Here is a 17,356-nt window from a genome sequence, read left to right on the forward strand (position 1 = left end):
ATCGCCTGCGGGTTCATGCATAAGCCCGCCCTCGCAAGGCGGCTCTGACGGGCCGCCGCTATTGTTTTCGCGCCTTCGCCGGCGCCCGACCAGAAGATTGAGACGGACATGGCCGTTCCGAAGCGCAAAGTATCGCCCTCGCGTCGCAACATGCGCCGCGCCCACGACGCCCTTGGCACCAACTCCTACGTTGAGGACAAGGACACCGGCGAGCTGAAGCGCCCGCACCACATCGACCTGAAGACCGGCACCTACCGTGGCCGTCAGGTTCTGACGCCGAAGGAAGACTAGTCTTCTGACGCTGCCGGCTCCGGCCGGACGAAAGATTTTGCGGCGCGCGATACCCTCGCGCGCCGTTTTCGTGCGTTCATGCCTCTGGACAACCTTCTGGAGCCCCCATGATCCGCCGCCTTCTGCTGACCGCCGCCGTCCTGTCCGTCGCCGCCTGTAATGCGCCGGAATCCGCGCAAGCGCCCGCCGATGCGCCGGCGCCGACCCCGCCGCCCGCGGCCGAGGCCCCGGCCCAGCCCGTTCCCGACAACGTCCTGACCGCCAACGGCTTCGGCCCCCTGCGGGTCGGCATGACCACCGCCGAGATCGAGGCGGCGCTGGGGCCGGATGCGAACCCGAACGCGGTCGGTGGAGCCGACCCGGCCAGTTGCGACATGTTCCGCCCGAGCCGGGCGCCCGAAAACATGCTGGTGATGACCAATGACGGGGTGCTGGCCAGCGTGTGGCTGACACGGACCTCCACCATCGAAACGGATCGCGGCTTCAAGATCGGCGACGAGGCCTCGGCCATCAAGGCGGCCTACGGCGCGGCGGCGGTCGTCGTCCCGCACAAGTATGAGAGCGCGCCGGCCGAGTACATCACGGTCTGGGCGACGAGCGAGCGCACCGGTCCGGCGGCCCGCGGGATCAAGTACGAGATCGGCATGGACGGCAAGGTCAAGTCCATCGCCGGCGGCGGCGCCTCCATCGAGTACGTCGAGGGCTGCGCCTGATCGCAGGCCGGTCGCTTTGACATCCGGGGCGGCGGTGAGAGCCGCCGTCCCGGAGCGCGAGGCTCTATCCGGTTGCCGTTCCGGGCCTCTACGGTCTAAACGCGGCGTCTGAACGCCGTCTCGCAGAGCAGAGCCATCCCATGACCGACATCGCTGAAATCGTCGCCCGCCAGATCCTCGACAGTCGGGGCAATCCGACGGTGGAAGTGGATGTGGTGCTGGAGGACGGCAGCTTCGGTCGCGCCGCCGTGCCGTCGGGCGCCTCGACCGGCGCCCACGAAGCCGTCGAACTGCGGGATGGCGACAAGGACATGTGGGGCGGCAAGGGCGTCCAGAAGGCGGTCGACGCCGTCAACGGCGAGATCTTCGACGCCCTGTCCGGCATGGATGCCGAGGACCAGCGCCGCATCGACGAGACCCTGATCGGTCTGGACGGCACGGCGAACAAGGCCCGCCTCGGCGCCAACGCGATCCTCGGCGTGTCGCTGGCCTGCGCCAAGGCCAGCGCCATTTCGTCGAACCTGCCGCTGTATCGCTACCTGGGCGGCGTCTCGGCCCGCGTCCTGCCGACCCCGATGATGAACATCATCAACGGCGGCGCCCACGCCGACAATCCGATCGACATCCAGGAGTTCATGATCCTGCCGACCGGCGCCCAGGACTTCTCGGACGCCTTGCGCATGGGCGCGGAAATCTTCCACGCGCTGAAGAAGTCGCTGAAGGACGCCGGCCACAACACCAACGTCGGTGACGAGGGCGGCTTCGCCCCGAACCTGCTGTCGGCTGAAGCCGCGCTGGAGTTCATCACCAAGGCCGGTCAGGCCGCCGGCTACCTGGCCGGCGAGGACTTCCACCTGGGCCTCGACGTCGCCGCCACCGAGTTCTTCAAGGACGGCAAGTATGTGATGGCGGGCGAGGGCAAGAGCTTCGACGCCGACGGCATGGTGGGCTACCTCGCCGACCTGTGCGAGCGCTTCCCGATCGTCTCGATCGAGGACGGCTGCGCCGAGGACGACTTCGATGGCTGGAAGCTGCTGACGGACCGTCTGGGTGACCGCGTCCAGATCGTCGGCGACGACCTGTTCGTGACCAATCCGGCCCGTCTGGCCGCCGGCATCGGCGAAGGCCTGGCCAACTCGATCCTGATCAAGGTCAACCAGATCGGCACGCTTTCGGAGACGCTGGATGCGGTCGATATGGCCCATCGCGCCGGCTACACCGCCGTCATGAGCCACCGCTCGGGCGAGACCGAGGACTCGACGATCGCCGATCTGGCCGTCGCCACCAACTGCGGTCAGATCAAGACTGGCTCGCTGGCCCGTTCGGACCGCACGGCCAAATACAACCAACTGCTGCGAATCGAGGAGATGCTGGGCGACCAGGCGGACTATTTCGGCGGCGGCATGCTGCTGAAATAAGGTCGGAAAAATCGTGGCTCTGGCCGTAGATTCTACGGCCAAGCTACGGTTCGTTAGGGCTTTTCGGTCATGACTCGTCAATCACGAGTCCACGCTCAGAAGGAGCGGTCGAGTGCCCGAACGGATGAAGCCCTATCTACCTTCCTGCATACTGCTGCTGCTGATCGCCTATCTCGGCGTTCAGGCCCTGACCGGGGAGCGTGGTCTGCTGAGCGGGGGCGAGCGGGATGCGATGCTGGAGCGTCGCGAGGCCCAACTGGCCAATATCCTTGAAGAAAAGCAGGATCTGGAAGTCCGCATGCGCTATCTGCGCCGGGGCAGCCTTTCGCGTGATCTGCTGGAAGAACGGGCCCGCGCCGTGCTGGGCTTCGCGGACCCTCGCGACTATGTGATCAGGGTCGCGCATTCAAACCCGCGTGACGTCAAGCCGCAGGCCTCCTGAACTTTGGTTACAGCTTTGCCGGTGCGCTTTGCGTTTCGGGAACGAAGGCTGCTAAAGCCCCTTTCCGTAACGACAAGCGTCCCTGCCTAGCGGGGTCCCACCGGGAGATCACGGATGGCGAAAGCCCCCGCCGCGAAGACTGAATCAAAGACAATTCCAAACGGACCCGCAGCCTCGAAAGAGGACCTGCTGCGCTTCTATCGCGAGATGGTCCTTATCCGCCGCTTCGAGGAGCGCGCGGGCCAGCTGTACGGCATGGGCCTGATCGGCGGTTTCTGCCACCTGTACATCGGACAGGAAGCCGTGGCCGTCGGCGTTCAGGAGAGCGTCAAGCAGGGCCACGACAAGATCATCACCGGCTACCGTGACCACGGCCACATGCTGGCCGCCGGCATGAGCCCCAATGAGGTGATGGCCGAGCTGACCGGCCGCATCGGCGGTTCGTCCAAGGGCAAGGGCGGTTCGATGCACATGTTCGATGTGCCGACTGGCTTCTACGGCGGTCACGGCATCGTCGGCGCCCAAGTGGCGCTGGGCACCGGCCTGGCTTTCGCCGGCAAGTACCGCGGCGATGACTCGGTCTCGTTCGTCTATTTCGGCGACGGCGCCTCGAACCAGGGGCAGGTGTACGAGAGCTTCAACATGGCCCAGCTGTGGAAGCTGCCGGCCATCTACATCATCGAGAACAACCAGTACGCCATGGGCACGAGCGTCGAGCGCTCGTCGTCCACGACCGAGCTCTACAACCGCGGCGCCAGCTTCGGCATCCCGGGCGAGCAGGTCGACGGCATGGATGTGCTGGCGGTCCGCGACGCCACGGCCCGCGCCGTGAAGCGCGCCCGTGAAGGCGGCGGCCCCTACATCCTCGAGGTGAAGACCTATCGCTACCGTGGCCACTCGATGTCGGATCCGGCGAAATACCGGAGCAAGGAAGAGGTCGACGAGGTCAAGAAGACCCGCGACCCGATCGACCACATCAAGATGCTGCTGGAACAGGCCAAGGCGACCGAAGAGGAGCTGAAGGCCATCGACAACGAGATCAAGGCGATCGTCGCCGAGTCCGTTCAATTCGCCCAAGAGAGCCCGGAACCGGATCCGTCCGAGCTCTATACTGACGTGTACGTGGAGGCCTGATCCGTGACCGACATTCTGATGCCGGCGCTGTCCCCCACGATGGAAGAGGGCACGCTGACCAAATGGCACATCAAGGCGGGCGACACCGTGTCGGCCGGCCAGGTGATCGCCGAGATCGAGACTGACAAGGCGACGATGGAAGTCGAGGCCGTGGACGAGGGCGAGGTGCTCGAAATCCTGGTGGCCGAAGGCTCCGAGAACGTGAAGGTCAACACGCCGATCGCCCGTCTGGCGGGCGAGGACGGCGCGGCTGCCCCGGCTCCGAAGGCCGAGGCCGCCAAGGCCGAAGAGGCTCCGAAGGCTGACGCGGCTCCGGTCGAAGGCGCGGCCGCGGATGCGCCGGTCAAGCCCAAGGTCGAGCTGAAGGACCCGGAGATCCCTGCCGACGCCAAACTGGTCAAGACGACGATCCGCGACGCCCTGCGCGACGCCATGGCCGAGGAAATGCGCCGTGATGAGAACGTCTTCCTGATCGGTGAGGAAGTCGCCCAGTACCAGGGCGCCTACAAGGTCAGCCGCGGTCTGCTGGACGAGTTCGGCGACCGCCGCGTCGTCGACACCCCGATCACCGAGCACGGCTTCGCCGGCCTGGGCGTCGGGGCCGCCATGTCGGGCCTGAAGCCGATCGTCGAGTTCATGACGTTCAACTTCGCCATGCAGGCGATCGACCACATCATCAACTCGGCCGCCAAGACGCTGTATATGTCGGGCGGTCAGATCAAGGCGCCCATCGTCTTCCGTGGCCCGAACGGCGCGGCCTCGCGCGTCGGCGCCCAGCACAGCCAGGACTATTCGGCCTGGTATGCGCAGGTGCCCGGCCTGAAGGTCATCGCGCCCTATGACGCCGCCGACGCCAAGGGCCTGCTGAAGGCCGCCATCCGCGACCCGAACCCGATCGTCTTCCTCGAGCACGAGATGATGTACGGCCTCGAGTTCGACGTGCCGGAAGGCGACGACTATGTCGTGCCGATCGGCAAGGCCAAGGTCCGTCGCGAGGGCACGGACGTCACCATCACGGCGCACAGCCGCATGGTCGGCTTCGCGCTGCAGGCGGCTGAGAAGCTGGCGGAGGAGGGGATCAGCGTCGAGGTCATCGACCTGCGCACCCTGCGTCCGCTGGACCACGAAACCATCGTCGAAAGCGTCAAGAAGACCAACCGTCTGGTCTCGGCCGAGGAAGGCTGGGGACCGATGGGCGTCGGCGCCGAAGTGGTGGCTCGCGTCATCGAACACGCCTTCGACTATCTGGATGCGCCGCCGCTGCGGGTGCACCAGGAAGACGTGCCTCTGCCCTATGCAGCCAACCTGGAAGCGCTGTCTCTGCCCGGCGTGGACAAGATCGTGGACGCTGTCCGGAAGGTGACTTATGTCGGTTGAAACCAAGGCTCTGCCGATCCCGGATCCCGCGCTGCAGCACGGCAATCTGGATGAGGTCATCGAACTGATCCGCGTCTGGTGGGTCGGCGAACGCCCGCAGGCGATCATCCGCCCGGCGCCGAAGGATCCCAAGCTGGCCGGCGCCATCCTGGCGGAACTCGCCTACAACTTCTCGCGCGCCTATGAGGCCAACGTCGGTCTCGACCGCGAGGAAGCCTTCCAGCAGATCCTCAACGGCTGGGAAGAAGCGCACCGCCTGGCGGCGGGGGGCGCTCAGGGAGAGACCGCGTGACCGACATCCTGATGCCCGCCCTGTCTCCGACCATGGAGGAGGGCGTCCTGGCCAAGTGGCACGTGAAGGCGGGCGACGTGGTCAAGGCGGGCGATGTGATCGCCGAGATCGAAACCGACAAGGCCACGATGGAAGTCGAGGCCGTGGACGAGGGCGAGATTGCCGAAATCCTCGTGGCCGAAGGCTCCGAGGGCGTGAAGGTGAACACCCCGATCGCGCGTCTGAAGGACGAGGGCGGCGCCGCTGCCCCCGCCAAGGCCGAGACCCCGAAGGCGGATGCGCCCAAGGCTGCTGAAGCGCCCAAGGCTGAAGCGTCTGCTCCGGCTCCGAAGGCTGAAGCCCCGAAGGCTGCCCCGGCTCCGGTAAAGACCGCTGACGGCGGTCGTCTGTTCGCTTCGCCGCTGGCGCGCCGTCTGGCCGCCCAGAATGGCGTCGATCTGACGTCGATCAAGGGCACCGGCCCGCACGGCCGGATCGTCAAGCGCGACGTCGAGGCCGCGCCGAAGGGCGGCGCCAAGCCCGCTCCGGCCGCCGCCGCCTCGGGCATCGCCTCGCGTCCGGTCCAGTCGCTGGCCCAGATGGGCATTCCGGACGGCAGCTACGACCTGATCCCGCTGGACGGTATGAAGAAGGCCATCGCTCGCCGCATGGTCGAGTCGATCCAGCAGGTGCCGCACTTCCCGCTGTTCATCGACGTCGAGCTGGACGCCCTGCTGGCGGCCCGCGCGAAGATCAATGCGCTGCTCGAGAAGGACGGTGTGAAGGTCTCGGTCAACGACTTCGTCATCAAGGCCGCCGCCATGGCCCTGAAGGCCGTGCCGGAAGCCAACGCCAGCTACACGCCCGAAGGCATCGCCATGCACCACAACGCCGACGTGGCGATGGCGGTGGCGATCGACGGCGGCCTGATCACCCCGATCATCCGCAAGGCCGAGCTGAAGTCGCTGTCGCAGATCGCCACCGAGTCCAAGGACCTGGCCAAGCGCGCCCGTGACCGCAAGCTGAAGCCGGAAGAGTTCCAGGGCGGCACCTTCTCGGTGTCCAACCTGGGCATGTTCGGCATCAAGCAGTTCTCGTCGATCATCAACGAGCCGCAGGGCGCGATCATGAGCGTCGGCGCGGGCGAGCAGCGTCCGGTCGTCAAGAACGGCCAGCTGGCCGTCGCCACCGTCATGACGGTGACGATGACCTGCGATCACCGCGTCGTCGACGGTGCGACGGGCGCCCGCTTCCTGCAGGCGTTCAAGCCGCTGATCGAAGATCCCGTCACGATGCTGGCGTAAGGCGAGGGCAGGGCATGACCTCGGTCTATGACTTCACCGCTGCCGGGATCGACGGGACCGAGGTTCCGCTGTCCCGGTTCGCGGGGAAGGCCCTGCTGATCGTCAACGTCGCCTCACGCTGTGGCTTCACCCCGCAGTACGAGGGCCTGGAAACCCTGCACCGCGAACTGGCCGATGCGCCGTTCGAGGTGCTGGGCTTCCCCTGCAACCAGTTCGGGGCGCAGGAGCCGGGGCGGGCGGACGAGATCGCCAGCTTCTGCTCCACGACCTACGGCGTCGACTTTCCGATGTTCGACAAGATCGAGGTCAACGGCCCGGACCGGCATCCGCTCTACGACTGGCTGACCCGCCAGAAGCGCGGCCTTCTGGGCACGCGCGACGTGAAGTGGAACTTCACCAAATTCCTGACCGACCGGGAGGGCAGGGTGGTCGCCCGCTACGCGCCCCAGGTCGAACCCAAGGCCATCAAGGCCGACATTGAGAAGTTGATCTGACCATGGCTGCTGAATTCGATCTCGTCATCATCGGTTCGGGCCCGGGCGGCTATGTCGCCGCCATCCGCGCCTCGCAGCTGGGCCAGAAGGTCGCCATCGTCGAGCGTGAATCGCTGGGCGGCATCTGCCTGAACTGGGGCTGTATCCCGACCAAGGCCTTGCTGAAGTCGGGCGAGAAGTACGAGAGCCTGTCGCACCTGAAGGACTACGGCCTGTCGGCGACCGGCGCGTCGTTCGACTTCGACGCCATCATCCAGCGCTCGCGCGGCGTCGCGGCGACGATGAACAAGGGCGTCACCTTCCTGATGAAGAAGCACAAGGTCGAGGTGATCGAGGGCGAGGCGAAGCTGGAGAAGGCCGCCGGAACGCCCAAGGTCGTCGTGGCCCTGAAGGCGGGCGGTTCGCGCACCGTCGAGGCGAAGAACGTCATGCTGGCCGTCGGCGCCCGCGCCCGCGCCCTGCCGCAGATCGGCCTCGAGGCCGACGGCGACAAGATCTGGGCCTATCGCGACGCCTTGGCGCCCAAGAAGCTGCCGAAGACCTTCGTGGTCATCGGTTCGGGCGCCATCGGTCTGGAGTTCGCCAGCTTCTATCGCGCCCTGGGCTCGGAAGTGACCGTGGTGGAAGCCGTCGAGCGCATCATGCCGGTCGAGGACGAGGAAATCTCAAAGGCCGCCCAGAAGGCGCTGGAGAAGCGCGGCATCAAATTCCGCACCGGCGCCAAGGTGACCAAGGTCTCCAAGACGGCCTCGGGCGTGAAGGTGGATGTCGAGATCGGCGGCAAGGCCGAGGCGCTGGAAGCCGAGGTCTGCATCTCGGCCGTGGGCATCACCGCCAACACCGACGGCATTGGTCTGGAGGCGCTGGGCGTCGAGCTGGACCGCGGCCACATCAAGATCGACAGCCACTGCCAGACCAATCTGCCTGGCCTCTATGCCATCGGCGACTGCGCCGGCGCACCCTGGCTGGCCCACAAGGCCTCGCACGAGGGTATCCACGCCGCCGAATACATCGCCGGCTTCAAGACCCCGAACGTGGTCTCGCCCATCGCCGGCTGCACCTACACCCAGCCGCAGGTCGCCTCGGTCGGCGTGACCGAACAGGCCGCCCGCGCCGAGAAGCGCGAGGTCAAGGTCGGTCGCTTCCCGTTCAAGGTGAACGGCAAGGCCGTGGCCGCCGGCGAGACCGAGGGCTTCGTGAAGACCATCTTCGATGCGAAGACCGGCGCGCTGATCGGCGCCCACATGATCGGCCACGAAGTCACCGAGATGATTCAGGGCTACGTCACCGCCATCACCATGGAGGCGACGGAGGAGGACATGCATGGCATCGTCTATCCGCACCCGACCATGTCGGAAGCCATGCACGAGGCCCAGCTCGACGCCTACGGCCGCATGCTGCACATGTAAGGACCGAAGCCGCCTCCGGTCGGGGGCGGCTTTCGTTCTACTGGAAGGCCGCCATGGCGGCTTCGATCCGCGCAAGGGCGGCGGGGTCTGATCGATAGGCGGCCTTCAGCGCGCCGGCGTCATCGTCCAGGGCGTCACAGCGGCCTTTGCTGAGCGCGGCGCGGATCTGGGCTGCGCGTTCCGCGTCATAGTCGTACTCGCCACCCCAATGGGCGCACATCTCCGCACGCGCCTCGAACGCCGCCAGACGCGGCTCGGGGTCGGGGAGGGAGGCGCAGCCGGCGATCGCCGCCAGGAGCAGGGCGGTCGCCAGCAGCCGGCTCACATTTTCGCTCCCGGCAACGCCGCGGCAGACTTCACCCATTGGATGAACTGCGCCTCATCAAGCTCATGATCCTCGGGGATGTCGAGGTATCGAACGAGCTTCTGTTTTGACGCCCCGGGCGGCGGTGGGTCCAGTTCGGCGCCGTTGAAGAAGCTGACCTTCACGTAGCGGGTGAAGCCGTGAAGTCCGAGGAACCAGGTTTCAGCGCCGGGCGCGCCATACAGCGGCGAGTTCCATTTCACGGCCTTGCGAACGTCCGGGACTGCCTGAACGATCAGCGCGTCCAGACGACGCGACAGATCGCTTTTCCAGCCGGGGATTGCGGATATCCAGGCCTGCACCGGTTCATCGCCATCGCCCTTGGCGATCTGCGGATTGTCACCGGAGAGGAGAACGGGCTTGTCGGTCATGATGGCATAGGGCCGCAGGAAGGCGCGGGTTTCAAGTCCGGTCCGTTTGTCGCCTAATATATATTATGCGAAACAAATATACTGGCCCAGGGTTGAAACCGTACCGGACCTGTGACGTTCGGACCGGGCTGTTCGGAAACTCCCCGAAACCAAGTTCGCATCAGACGGGGGTCCGGTGCGCGCCCTGGACGACCTATGACTTCAGTACACCGGCTGCTGTGTTGCGCCGCTCTTTCTCCGCTTGTTCTCGCTTCAGCCGCCGTCGCCCAGACCCCACGCGGTCAGACGCCCGACCCGTCTGCATCGTCACCGACGGCGCCGGCGACCCAGTTGAACGAAGTCGTCGTCACGGGCTCGCGCGACAGCCTGACCAGCGCCCGGAACCTCAAGCGCAACGCCGACGAGGTGATCGACGTCATCGTCGCCGAGGATATCGGCAAGCTGCCGGACAGCAACGCCTCGGAATCTCTGGCGCGGGTCACGGGCGTCCAGGTCGAACGCGGCGGCGGTGAAGCCGGTCGGGTTCTGGTGCGAGGGCTGCCGGACGTGGCCACCAGCTACAACGGCCGCGATATCTTCACCGCCGAAGGCCGCGGCGTGGCGATGCAGGACTTCCCCGCGTCGGCCGTCGCGGCGCTGGAGGTGTTCAAGTCCAGCTCCGCCTGGCGACTGGAAAGCGGCATCGCGGGACTGATCAACGTGCGTTCGCGCAGGCCGTTTGATTTCGACGGGCGCGAGATCGCCGGCGGGGTCCGCTACACCTACGCCAATCAGTCCGGATCCTACGACCCCAACGCCGACATCCTGATCAGCGACCGGTGGAGCACCGGCGTCGGCGAGATCGGGGCGCTGGTGAACCTGTCCTACACCAGCCTGAACTATCTGGATTCCGTGCGTTGGGGTTCCGGGGTGGTTGGAACTGTAACCGACCAGAGCGCCGATCCGGCGCTGGTCGGCGCCCGTTTCCCGGACGCGGTGGGCGTCTTCTACGGCACGGGCGACCGCTGGCGGCCCTCGGCCAATATCGCCCTGCAATGGCGGCCTTCCGAGGCGCTGGAGCTCTATATCGACGGCCTGTACCAGGGCTATCGCGGCAAGGTTTCGGACCGGCAGTTCACCGTCCCGCTCTACGCCGAGGGCACGGTGTTCGAGAATGTGGTCCTGCGCCCGGGCGGCGACGTCCGCAGCCTGACCGCCTCCGGCGGCCTTCGGCCCGAGATGTGGCAGGGCGCCAATGCGGGCCGCACCGACACCTGGCAGGTGGCGATCGGCGGCGTCTATACGACCGGTGATCTGGAGTGGTCGTTTGACCTGGCCCGGACCGACAGCACCTTCGGCAACTCGATCAACAGCTTTGATACGGCGCTGGCGTCCACGCCCGTGGTGGACATCGACTTCGACACCCCGCGTGAGGACGGCGGCGTGGTCTTCGGCTTCCGCGACGTCGATCTGACCGATCCCGCCAACTACATCTATCGCGGCCTGTTCGATCGCCGCCATGAGGGCCGCGGCGACGACATCCAGGTCCGCACCGATCTGAACTGGCAGATCAACGGGGATCTGCTGACCGATCTGCGGGTCGGCCTGCGCTATGTGGATCGCAACGCCGCCTATGAGAACGGCGAGCGTTATCTGAACCAGGAAGAGCTGGGCCTGCCGCTCAGCGCCCTGCCGCTGGATCTGGTGCTGGCCGAGGAAGGGTTCAACGGCGACGGCGTGCAGCCGGTGCGGACCTGGGTGACGCCGACCTATGACAGCATCCGGCGCAACATCGAGCAGTTGCGCGCCCTCGCCGGCTTCGCCCCGGGCAATCCGCCGATCATTCCCGAGCAGAGCTTCAGCGCCGGAGAGACAGCCCTCGCGGGCTATGTCCAGACCGGGTTCGCCCTCCCCTTCCTCGGCTTCTCGCTCGAAGGCGATGTCGGGGTCCGGGTGGTGGAGACCGAGGTCACCGTCAACGGCACGACCCGCGATACGGTGGGCGACGAGGAGACCTTCACGCCGGTCTCCCGCACCAGCCGTTATGTCGACGTCCTGCCCAGCCTGAACCTGCGGATGCCGCTGTCGGAGCAGATGCAACTCCGCTTCGCGGCGAACAAGACGCGCACCCGGCCGGCCTTCGGCCAGCTGAACCCCGGCCTGTTCGTCTCGCCCAATCCCGACAGCTCAGGCCTGCGCGTCGCCAGCGGCGGCAACATCGACCTGCAGCCGATCGAGTCGGTGAACTATGACGCGACGCTGGAGTACTATTTCTCGGACCGGGGCTGGGCGACGCTGGGCGTGTTCCGGCGCGAGATCGACGGCTTCATCGTCAATGAGACGGTCGACGTCGAGGATCCGGTCTATGGCGAACTGCGGATCACGCGCCCCCAGAATCTGGATGCGGCCACGCTGCAGGGCGTCGAGGCCGCCTTCACGACCTTCCTGGACTACGAGAGCGCGCCGGAGTGGCTGAGGCCGTTCGGGGTGCAGATCAATGGGACCTACATCGACGGCGACCTGCCGTTCGTGTCGAAATACTCCTACAATCTGGTCGGCCTGTATGAGACCGGTCCGTTCTCGGCGCGGGTCGCCTGGAACCTGCGGACCCGGTACGGCAACGGCGTGGTCGGCGAGTATGTCGATGACGTCGGCCGGCTGGACGTCTCGGCCAGCTGGTCGCCGACGGAGCAGATCACGCTGGCGTTTGACGCCTCGAACCTGCTGGGCGAGCCGTTCGAGACCTTCTTCGACTACGGCGGGGGGCTCTATCAGCGGGATGTCCGCCGCGAGGAGACGATCTATTCGCTGGCGCTGAGGTATCGCTACTGACCGTCAGGCGGTCGGCTTGCGATCCTGCAGACGGGCGGCGAGGCTGGACGTGTCCCAGCGGGCGCCGCCCATGGCCTGGACCTCGGAATAGAACTGGTCGACCAGCGCGGTCAGGGCGAGGTGGCTGCCGTTGGCGCGGGCCTCGTCGAGCACCAGCCCCAGATCCTTGCGCATCCAGTCGACGGCGAAGCCGAAGTCGAACTGGCCGGCCGCCATGGTCTTCCAGCGGTTCTCCATCTGCCAGGACTGGGCGGCGCCCTTGGAGATGGCGTCCAGCACGGCGTCGGTGTCCAGATCGGCCGACTGGGCGAAATGCACCGCCTCGGCGAGGCCCTGCACGACGCCGGCGATACAGATCTGGTTGGCCATCTTGGTCAGCTGACCGGCGCCCGCCGGGCCCATGTGCTTGATGGCCTTGGAATAGGCCTTCAGCGCCGGTTCGACGCGGGAAAGGGCGTCGGCGTCGCCGCCGGTCATGACGCTGAGCTGGCCGTTCTCGGCGCCCGCCTGACCGCCGGAGACCGGGGCGTCGAGGAAGACGGCCCCCTGCCCCGCCGCCAGCGCAGCCATCTCGCGGGCCACCTTTGCAGAGGTCGTGGTGTGGTCGACGATGACCGCGCCCTTCGCCAGATGCGGCAGGGCCTCGGTCACGACCTGACGGACATCCTCGTCATTGCCGACGCACAGGATGAACAGTTCGGCGCCGCTGGCGGCTTCGGCCACGGTCGCGGCGAAAGCGCCGCTGTGGGCTTCAGCCCAGGCCCGCGCCTTGTCCGGCGAGCGGTTGTAGCCGGTGACCGGATAGCCGGCCGCGATCAGGTGGCGCGCCATGGGGGCGCCCATGACGCCGAGGCCTGCGAAGGCGGTCTTCATTGGTCTGCTCCCAGCGACCCGAACCGGCCGCGCCAGAAGGTCAGGGCGTCGCCCTCGGCGGTGTCGAAGGCCAGCACCCGGCCGACGACGACCATATGGTCGCCCATCTGGATGCGGTCATGGACCGCGCACTCGAACCGGGCGAGCGCCTCTGGCAGGCAGGGCGGGCCGTTCTCGCGCCGCTCGTACTCACCGGGCTGCAGCAGGGCCACGCCCTTGGCGAAGCGCTCGGCGGTCGCCTGGTCTTCCGCCGGCAGCACATGGACGGCGAAATGCTCGGCGGCGGCGAAGATGGGCCAGCGCTCGGAGCGCTCGTCGATGCACCACAGCAGCAGGCGCGGCTCCAGCGATACCGAGGTGAAGGAGTTGATGGTCAGCCCGAGCGGTCCCTGCGGGCTGTCGGCCGTGACCACGCAGACGCCGGTCGCGAACGATCCCAGCGCCCGGCGATAGGCCCGGGTCTCGTCGGTCGGATGCTCTGGCGGCGGTTCAAGCGTCACGCCCCGTGCCTACGGTCCCCTGCCCCGCAAAACAAGCGCGATCAGGCCGGAAGGCGATATGGGAAACGTCGCCTTAACCCTGTTGTCCCATGTTTGGACAGTTCCGCCGTCCGAAGGCCTGTTCCCATGTCCATGAGCGATCGTCCGATCCTCATCAAGAAGATCAAGAAGAGTGGCGGGCACGGCCACCACGGCGGCGCGTGGAAGGTGGCCTACGCCGACTTCGTGACGGCCATGATGGCCTTCTTCCTGCTGATGTGGCTGATCAACACGACCGACCCGGAACAGAAGCGCGGCATCGCCGAATACTTCGCTCCGGCCAGCGTGTCGGCGACGACCTCGGGCTCGGGCGGCATCCTGGGCGGCACGGCCCTGGGCGACGACGGCGCGAAGTCGTCGGGCTCCAACGCGGTCATCACCCAACTCGCCCCGGAAGCGCCGCTGGACTCGCAACAGGCCGGACAGAGCTCCGACCTGACCGGCGCCAGCGAGCAGCAACTGCGCGACGAGATCGCCCGCCGCGAGGCCGCCGACTTCGCCTCGGCCGCCGAATCGCTGCGCCAGGCGATGCAGTCGATGCCCGAACTGGCCGAGCTGTCGAAACAGCTGATCATCGACCAGACGCCGGAAGGCCTGCGCATCCAGCTGGTCGATCAGGAGGGCCGGTCGATGTTCGAGCAGAACTCGTCGCGGCCCAACGCCCGCGCCCAGGTGCTGCTGCGGGCGGTGGCGCGGGTGATCAACCAGCTGCCGAACCGTATTTCCATCACCGGCCACACCTCGGCCTCGCCGGGCTCGAACCGGGCCACGGCGCCGGCGGACTGGAGCCTGTCTTCCGAGCGCGCCAACGCCTCGCGTCTGGTGCTGCAGGCCGCGGGCGTCGATCCGGATCGGGTCTATCAGGTCTCGGGCAAGGCGGGCTCTGACCCGCTGTACCCCGATGATCCGACGCTGGCGGGCAACCGCCGGATCGCCATCGTGCTGCTGCGCGAGGCGCCGGTCCTGCCGACGGACACCAGCCTGTGACCGCCCGCCTGTCGCGCCGGGTTCGGGCGACGGGCGAACGGGCTTGCGCCTCGCTGCATTGCGGCGCCAGATACGGACATGAGCGGTTCGCCGGAATTCGGACGCCTTCAGGTGCGGAGATGACTCCGTGACCTTCGTTCCCCAGCGCCAGCTTCGCTTCTACATGACGTCGGTGGCGCCCTGCCCCTATCTGCCCGGCCAGACCGAGCGGAAGGTGTTCGCCAACCTGCCGTTCAGCGATGGCGCCCACGTCAATGACGAGCTGACCCAGGCCGGTTTCCGGCGCAGCCAGAACATCGCCTACCGCCCGGCCTGCGAGACCTGCGACGCCTGCGTCTCGGTGCGGGTGCCGGTGGGCGAGTTCGCCTTCTCCCGCTCGCAGCGGCGCATCCTGAAGCGGAACGGTGACCTGTCGCGGGATCTGGTCGAGGCCGAGGCGACGGCGGAGCAGTTCGAGTTGCTGCGGCGCTATCTGGGCGCCCGGCATGCCGAGGGCGGGATGAACGGGATGGGCTGGGCCGACTATGTGGCCATGGTCGAGGACACGGCGGTTCGCACCCATCTGATCGAGTACCGCCTGCCCTCCCCGGACGGCGGGCCGGGGGATCTGGTCGGGGTCTGCCTGACCGACCTGCTCTCGGACGGGCTGTCGATGGTCTACAGCTTCTTCGATCCGGCGCTGGAGGACCGTAGTCCGGGCCGGTTCGCCATCCTGGACCACATCCGTCAGGCCACCGCCGTGGGCCTGCCGTACCTGTATCTCGGCTACTGGGTCCGGGGCTCGCAGAAGATGGACTACAAGGCGTCGTTCCGGCCGATGGAGCAACTGACCCGGTTCGGCTGGGCCCGGCTGACCGATCAACCGGCCAGCGGCACCGAGGTCGAATAGCCCGACGCTGAAGGGGACGCCGACGGGGACGGCTCGCCCGACCACGGGCCGGGATCGCGCCCTCCTCCGAATTTCACAAGAGCATCGACCCGCTTCTGGATCGGCGGGTGGGTGGCGAACAGGCCTTCCAGACCGACGCCGTCCGGCTGGTTGTCCAGGAACAGCTGCTGCAGCTCGTCCGGCCCCTTGACGCTGGACCGGCCCTCGACCTTGCGCAGGGCCGAGATCATGGCGTCGGGGTTCTTGGTCAGCTCGACCGCGCCGGCGTCGGCGACATACTCCCGGGTCCGCGACAGCATCATCCGGATCACGATGGCCAGCAGGAAGCCGATCGCGGCGAAGGCGATGCCGATCAGGATCAGAGGCATGGCGTTCTTGTTGTCGTCCCGGCGACGGCCGCCGCCGGAATAGAGCAGCGCCCGGAAGACCATCTCGGCGATGACGCTGATGATGCCCGCGAAGATCGAGGCGATCATCATGGTCCGCACGTCCTTGTTGATGACGTGGACCAGTTCGTGGGCCAGCACGGCCTCGAGCTCGTCGCGGGTCAGGGTCCGGACCAGACCGCGGGTGACGGTGACGCTGTACTGGCCCTCATGCAGGCCGGTGGCGAAGGCGTTCAGGCTGTCGCTGTCGATGACGCGCAGGGTCGGCGTGCGAAGGCCGCGCGAGATCGCCAGGTTCTCCAGCAGGTTATAGAGGTCCGGCTCGGTCTTGCGCTCGACCTTGCGGGCGCCGGTCAGCATGTCGACGAGGGTCTGGCTGCCGAAATAGGCGATGGCGAACCAGACGGCGGCGATGACGAAGGCGGCGGGCACGGTGAAGGTCAGCCAGGACGCGGCCAGCGCCATGTCATCGCCCAGCCCCTTGCCGCTGCCCGGCAGGACGCCGAACCCCATCAGGATCAGCTGCACCCCGTAGAGGATGAAGCCGACCAGGATGGGGAAGGTCGCCAGCAGCAGGATCGACCGTGTGTTGTTCGCCCAGATATGGGTCTGGAGCCCGACAGCGCCCATGGCAGGATCGACTTAGAACTGCACCTGCGGCGGCGCGGCGTTCAGCGCGGCGCGCTCGGCTGCGCCCACGTCGAAGAAGGGCTTGTCCGAACCGAAGCCGACGATGCCGGCGAACAGGACGGTCGGGAACTGACGACGGACGGCGTTGAACTCGCTGACCGCATTGTTGAAGAAGCGGCGGGCGGCGGCCAGCTTGTTCTCGAGGTCCGACAGCTCGCGCTGCAGTTCGAGGTAGTTGGTGTTGGCCTTGAGGTCCGGATAGGCCTCGGCGACGGCGAACAGGCGGCCCAGGGCGCCGGTCAGCATGTTCTCGGCCTGCACCTTGTCATTGACCGAGGTGGCGCCGGCGGCGGCCGCGCGGGCCTGGGTCACGGCGTCCAGGGTGCCGCGCTCGTGCGCCGCATAGCCCTTCACCGTCTCGACCAGGTTCGGGATCAGATCCTGACGCTGCTTCAGCTGGACGTCGATGTCGGCGAACGACTGGTCGGCGCGCTGATCCAGGGCCACCAGCTTGTTGTAGCCGCCGATGACGACGAACAGCAGGATGGCGACGATGACGCCGATGACGATCAGGGTGATGAGCATGAGGCTCTCCAAAGCGGCCGGACGCCCGGCCTTCAGTGATTATCGTGGCTGGTGACGCCGACCGGTAG

At 67.0% G+C, this 17,356-nt stretch carries 19 protein-coding genes; 13 read left to right on the plus strand and 6 right to left on the minus strand.

The window, feature by feature from the left end:
* Positions 1-108 precede the first annotated feature (108 nt).
* The 10 genes from rpmF to lpdA all read left to right on the plus strand — a co-directional run bounded on the left by rpmF (position 109) and on the right by lpdA (position 8,853).
* The gene (gene rpmF, locus ACFQQC_RS13625; RefSeq protein WP_141626598.1) at positions 109-291 is read left to right on the plus strand and encodes a 50S ribosomal protein L32; all 183 of its coding nucleotides are present in this window, start codon (positions 109-111) and stop codon (positions 289-291) included.
* A 107-nt stretch (positions 292-398) separates the two neighbouring features.
* Complete coding sequence (locus ACFQQC_RS13630; protein WP_376862975.1) at positions 399-1,004, plus strand: hypothetical protein; 606 nt, start codon at positions 399-401, stop codon at positions 1,002-1,004.
* Positions 1,005-1,144: 140 nt separating this feature from the next.
* Positions 1,145-2,422, plus strand: coding sequence for a phosphopyruvate hydratase (gene eno / locus ACFQQC_RS13635; protein ID WP_376862977.1), 1,278 nt, complete (start codon positions 1,145-1,147; stop codon positions 2,420-2,422).
* Positions 2,423-2,546: 124 nt separating this feature from the next.
* The gene (locus ACFQQC_RS13640) at positions 2,547-2,864 is read left to right on the plus strand and encodes a septum formation initiator family protein (protein ID WP_376863236.1); all 318 of its coding nucleotides are present in this window, start codon (positions 2,547-2,549) and stop codon (positions 2,862-2,864) included.
* Positions 2,865-2,978: 114 nt separating this feature from the next.
* The gene (pdhA, locus tag ACFQQC_RS13645) at positions 2,979-3,998 is read left to right on the plus strand and encodes a pyruvate dehydrogenase (acetyl-transferring) E1 component subunit alpha (protein ID WP_376862978.1); all 1,020 of its coding nucleotides are present in this window, start codon (positions 2,979-2,981) and stop codon (positions 3,996-3,998) included.
* 3 nt (positions 3,999-4,001) lie between these two features.
* Positions 4,002-5,375 (plus strand): pyruvate dehydrogenase complex E1 component subunit beta, encoded by a 1,374-nt coding sequence (locus ACFQQC_RS13650; RefSeq protein WP_376862979.1) that lies wholly within the window; start codon positions 4,002-4,004, stop codon positions 5,373-5,375.
* The gene (locus ACFQQC_RS13655; RefSeq protein WP_376862980.1) at positions 5,365-5,667 is read left to right on the plus strand and encodes a DUF5076 domain-containing protein; all 303 of its coding nucleotides are present in this window, start codon (positions 5,365-5,367) and stop codon (positions 5,665-5,667) included. The genes ACFQQC_RS13650 and ACFQQC_RS13655 overlap by 11 nt, the downstream gene beginning before the upstream one ends.
* A gap of 11 nt (positions 5,668-5,678) precedes the next feature.
* Positions 5,679-6,950 (plus strand): pyruvate dehydrogenase complex dihydrolipoamide acetyltransferase, encoded by a 1,272-nt coding sequence (locus ACFQQC_RS13660; protein WP_376863237.1) that lies wholly within the window; start codon positions 5,679-5,681, stop codon positions 6,948-6,950.
* A 14-nt stretch (positions 6,951-6,964) separates the two neighbouring features.
* Positions 6,965-7,444 carry a glutathione peroxidase gene (locus tag ACFQQC_RS13665; protein ID WP_376862981.1) on the plus strand — a complete coding sequence of 160 codons (480 nt, stop codon included), beginning with the start codon at positions 6,965-6,967 and terminating at the stop codon, positions 7,442-7,444.
* 2 nt (positions 7,445-7,446) lie between these two features.
* On the plus strand, positions 7,447-8,853 hold the full coding sequence (gene lpdA, locus ACFQQC_RS13670) for a dihydrolipoyl dehydrogenase (protein WP_376862983.1): 1,407 nt from the start codon (positions 7,447-7,449) through the stop codon (positions 8,851-8,853).
* Between the two features lie 37 nt (positions 8,854-8,890).
* Here lpdA and ACFQQC_RS13675 read toward each other — a convergent pair whose 3' ends face one another.
* Positions 8,891-9,178, minus strand: a complete 288-nt coding sequence (locus ACFQQC_RS13675) for a hypothetical protein (protein ID WP_376862985.1) — start codon at positions 9,176-9,178, stop codon at positions 8,891-8,893.
* Entirely contained in the window at positions 9,175-9,588 is a 414-nt protein-coding gene (locus ACFQQC_RS13680; protein WP_376862986.1) for a DUF1801 domain-containing protein, read from the minus strand. The genes ACFQQC_RS13675 and ACFQQC_RS13680 overlap by 4 nt, the downstream gene beginning before the upstream one ends.
* A gap of 330 nt (positions 9,589-9,918) precedes the next feature.
* On the opposite strand from ACFQQC_RS13680, the gene ACFQQC_RS13685 reads away from it, so the two are divergent.
* On the plus strand, positions 9,919-12,399 hold the full coding sequence (locus ACFQQC_RS13685) for a TonB-dependent receptor (RefSeq protein WP_376862987.1): 2,481 nt from the start codon (positions 9,919-9,921) through the stop codon (positions 12,397-12,399).
* A gap of 3 nt (positions 12,400-12,402) precedes the next feature.
* Here ACFQQC_RS13685 and ACFQQC_RS13690 read toward each other — a convergent pair whose 3' ends face one another.
* Both ACFQQC_RS13690 and ACFQQC_RS13695 read right to left on the minus strand, forming a co-directional pair.
* Complete coding sequence (locus ACFQQC_RS13690) at positions 12,403-13,272, minus strand: NAD(P)-dependent oxidoreductase (protein ID WP_376862988.1); 870 nt, start codon at positions 13,270-13,272, stop codon at positions 12,403-12,405.
* Complete coding sequence (locus ACFQQC_RS13695; protein ID WP_376862989.1) at positions 13,269-13,772, minus strand: flavin reductase family protein; 504 nt, start codon at positions 13,770-13,772, stop codon at positions 13,269-13,271. The genes ACFQQC_RS13690 and ACFQQC_RS13695 overlap by 4 nt, the downstream gene beginning before the upstream one ends.
* Before the next feature lie 126 nt (positions 13,773-13,898).
* On the opposite strand from ACFQQC_RS13695, the gene ACFQQC_RS13700 reads away from it, so the two are divergent.
* Together ACFQQC_RS13700 and ACFQQC_RS13705 are read left to right on the plus strand one after the other, a co-directional pair.
* The gene (locus ACFQQC_RS13700) at positions 13,899-14,798 is read left to right on the plus strand and encodes a flagellar motor protein MotB (RefSeq protein ID WP_376862990.1); all 900 of its coding nucleotides are present in this window, start codon (positions 13,899-13,901) and stop codon (positions 14,796-14,798) included.
* 127 nt (positions 14,799-14,925) lie between these two features.
* Positions 14,926-15,687, plus strand: coding sequence for an arginyltransferase (locus ACFQQC_RS13705; protein WP_376862991.1), 762 nt, complete (start codon positions 14,926-14,928; stop codon positions 15,685-15,687).
* Here the strand turns inward: ACFQQC_RS13705 and ACFQQC_RS13710 are convergent.
* Complete coding sequence (locus tag ACFQQC_RS13710; protein WP_376862992.1) at positions 15,657-16,703, minus strand: M48 family metallopeptidase; 1,047 nt, start codon at positions 16,701-16,703, stop codon at positions 15,657-15,659. The two genes, ACFQQC_RS13705 and ACFQQC_RS13710, sit on opposite strands and share 31 nt — an antisense overlap.
* A gap of 12 nt (positions 16,704-16,715) precedes the next feature.
* Entirely contained in the window at positions 16,716-17,288 is a 573-nt protein-coding gene (locus tag ACFQQC_RS13715; protein WP_376862993.1) for a LemA family protein, read from the minus strand.
* Between the last annotated feature and the right edge of the window lie 68 nt (positions 17,289-17,356).

The organism is Brevundimonas sp. GCM10030266 (assembly GCF_042666595.1).
Classification (GTDB): Bacteria; Pseudomonadota; Alphaproteobacteria; order Caulobacterales; family Caulobacteraceae; genus Brevundimonas.

Coding starts and splice junctions, on each gene's coding strand:
- rpmF (WP_141626598.1), top strand. CDS start 109: ATGGCCGTTCCGAAGCGCAAAGTATCGCCCTCGCGTCGCAACATGCGC.
- ACFQQC_RS13630 (WP_376862975.1), top strand. CDS start 399: ATGATCCGCCGCCTTCTGCTGACCGCCGCCGTCCTGTCCGTCGCCGCC.
- eno (WP_376862977.1), top strand. CDS start 1,145: ATGACCGACATCGCTGAAATCGTCGCCCGCCAGATCCTCGACAGTCGG.
- ACFQQC_RS13640 (WP_376863236.1), top strand. CDS start 2,547: ATGAAGCCCTATCTACCTTCCTGCATACTGCTGCTGCTGATCGCCTAT.
- pdhA (WP_376862978.1), top strand. CDS start 2,979: ATGGCGAAAGCCCCCGCCGCGAAGACTGAATCAAAGACAATTCCAAAC.
- ACFQQC_RS13655 (WP_376862980.1), top strand. CDS start 5,365: ATGTCGGTTGAAACCAAGGCTCTGCCGATCCCGGATCCCGCGCTGCAG.
- ACFQQC_RS13660 (WP_376863237.1), top strand. CDS start 5,679: ATGCCCGCCCTGTCTCCGACCATGGAGGAGGGCGTCCTGGCCAAGTGG.
- ACFQQC_RS13665 (WP_376862981.1), top strand. CDS start 6,965: ATGACCTCGGTCTATGACTTCACCGCTGCCGGGATCGACGGGACCGAG.
- lpdA (WP_376862983.1), top strand. CDS start 7,447: ATGGCTGCTGAATTCGATCTCGTCATCATCGGTTCGGGCCCGGGCGGC.
- ACFQQC_RS13680 (WP_376862986.1), bottom strand. CDS start 9,588: ATGACCGACAAGCCCGTTCTCCTCTCCGGTGACAATCCGCAGATCGCC.
- ACFQQC_RS13690 (WP_376862988.1), bottom strand. CDS start 13,272: ATGAAGACCGCCTTCGCAGGCCTCGGCGTCATGGGCGCCCCCATGGCG.
- ACFQQC_RS13700 (WP_376862990.1), top strand. CDS start 13,899: ATGTCCATGAGCGATCGTCCGATCCTCATCAAGAAGATCAAGAAGAGT.
- ACFQQC_RS13710 (WP_376862992.1), bottom strand. CDS start 16,703: ATGGGCGCTGTCGGGCTCCAGACCCATATCTGGGCGAACAACACACGG.
- ACFQQC_RS13715 (WP_376862993.1), bottom strand. CDS start 17,288: ATGCTCATCACCCTGATCGTCATCGGCGTCATCGTCGCCATCCTGCTG.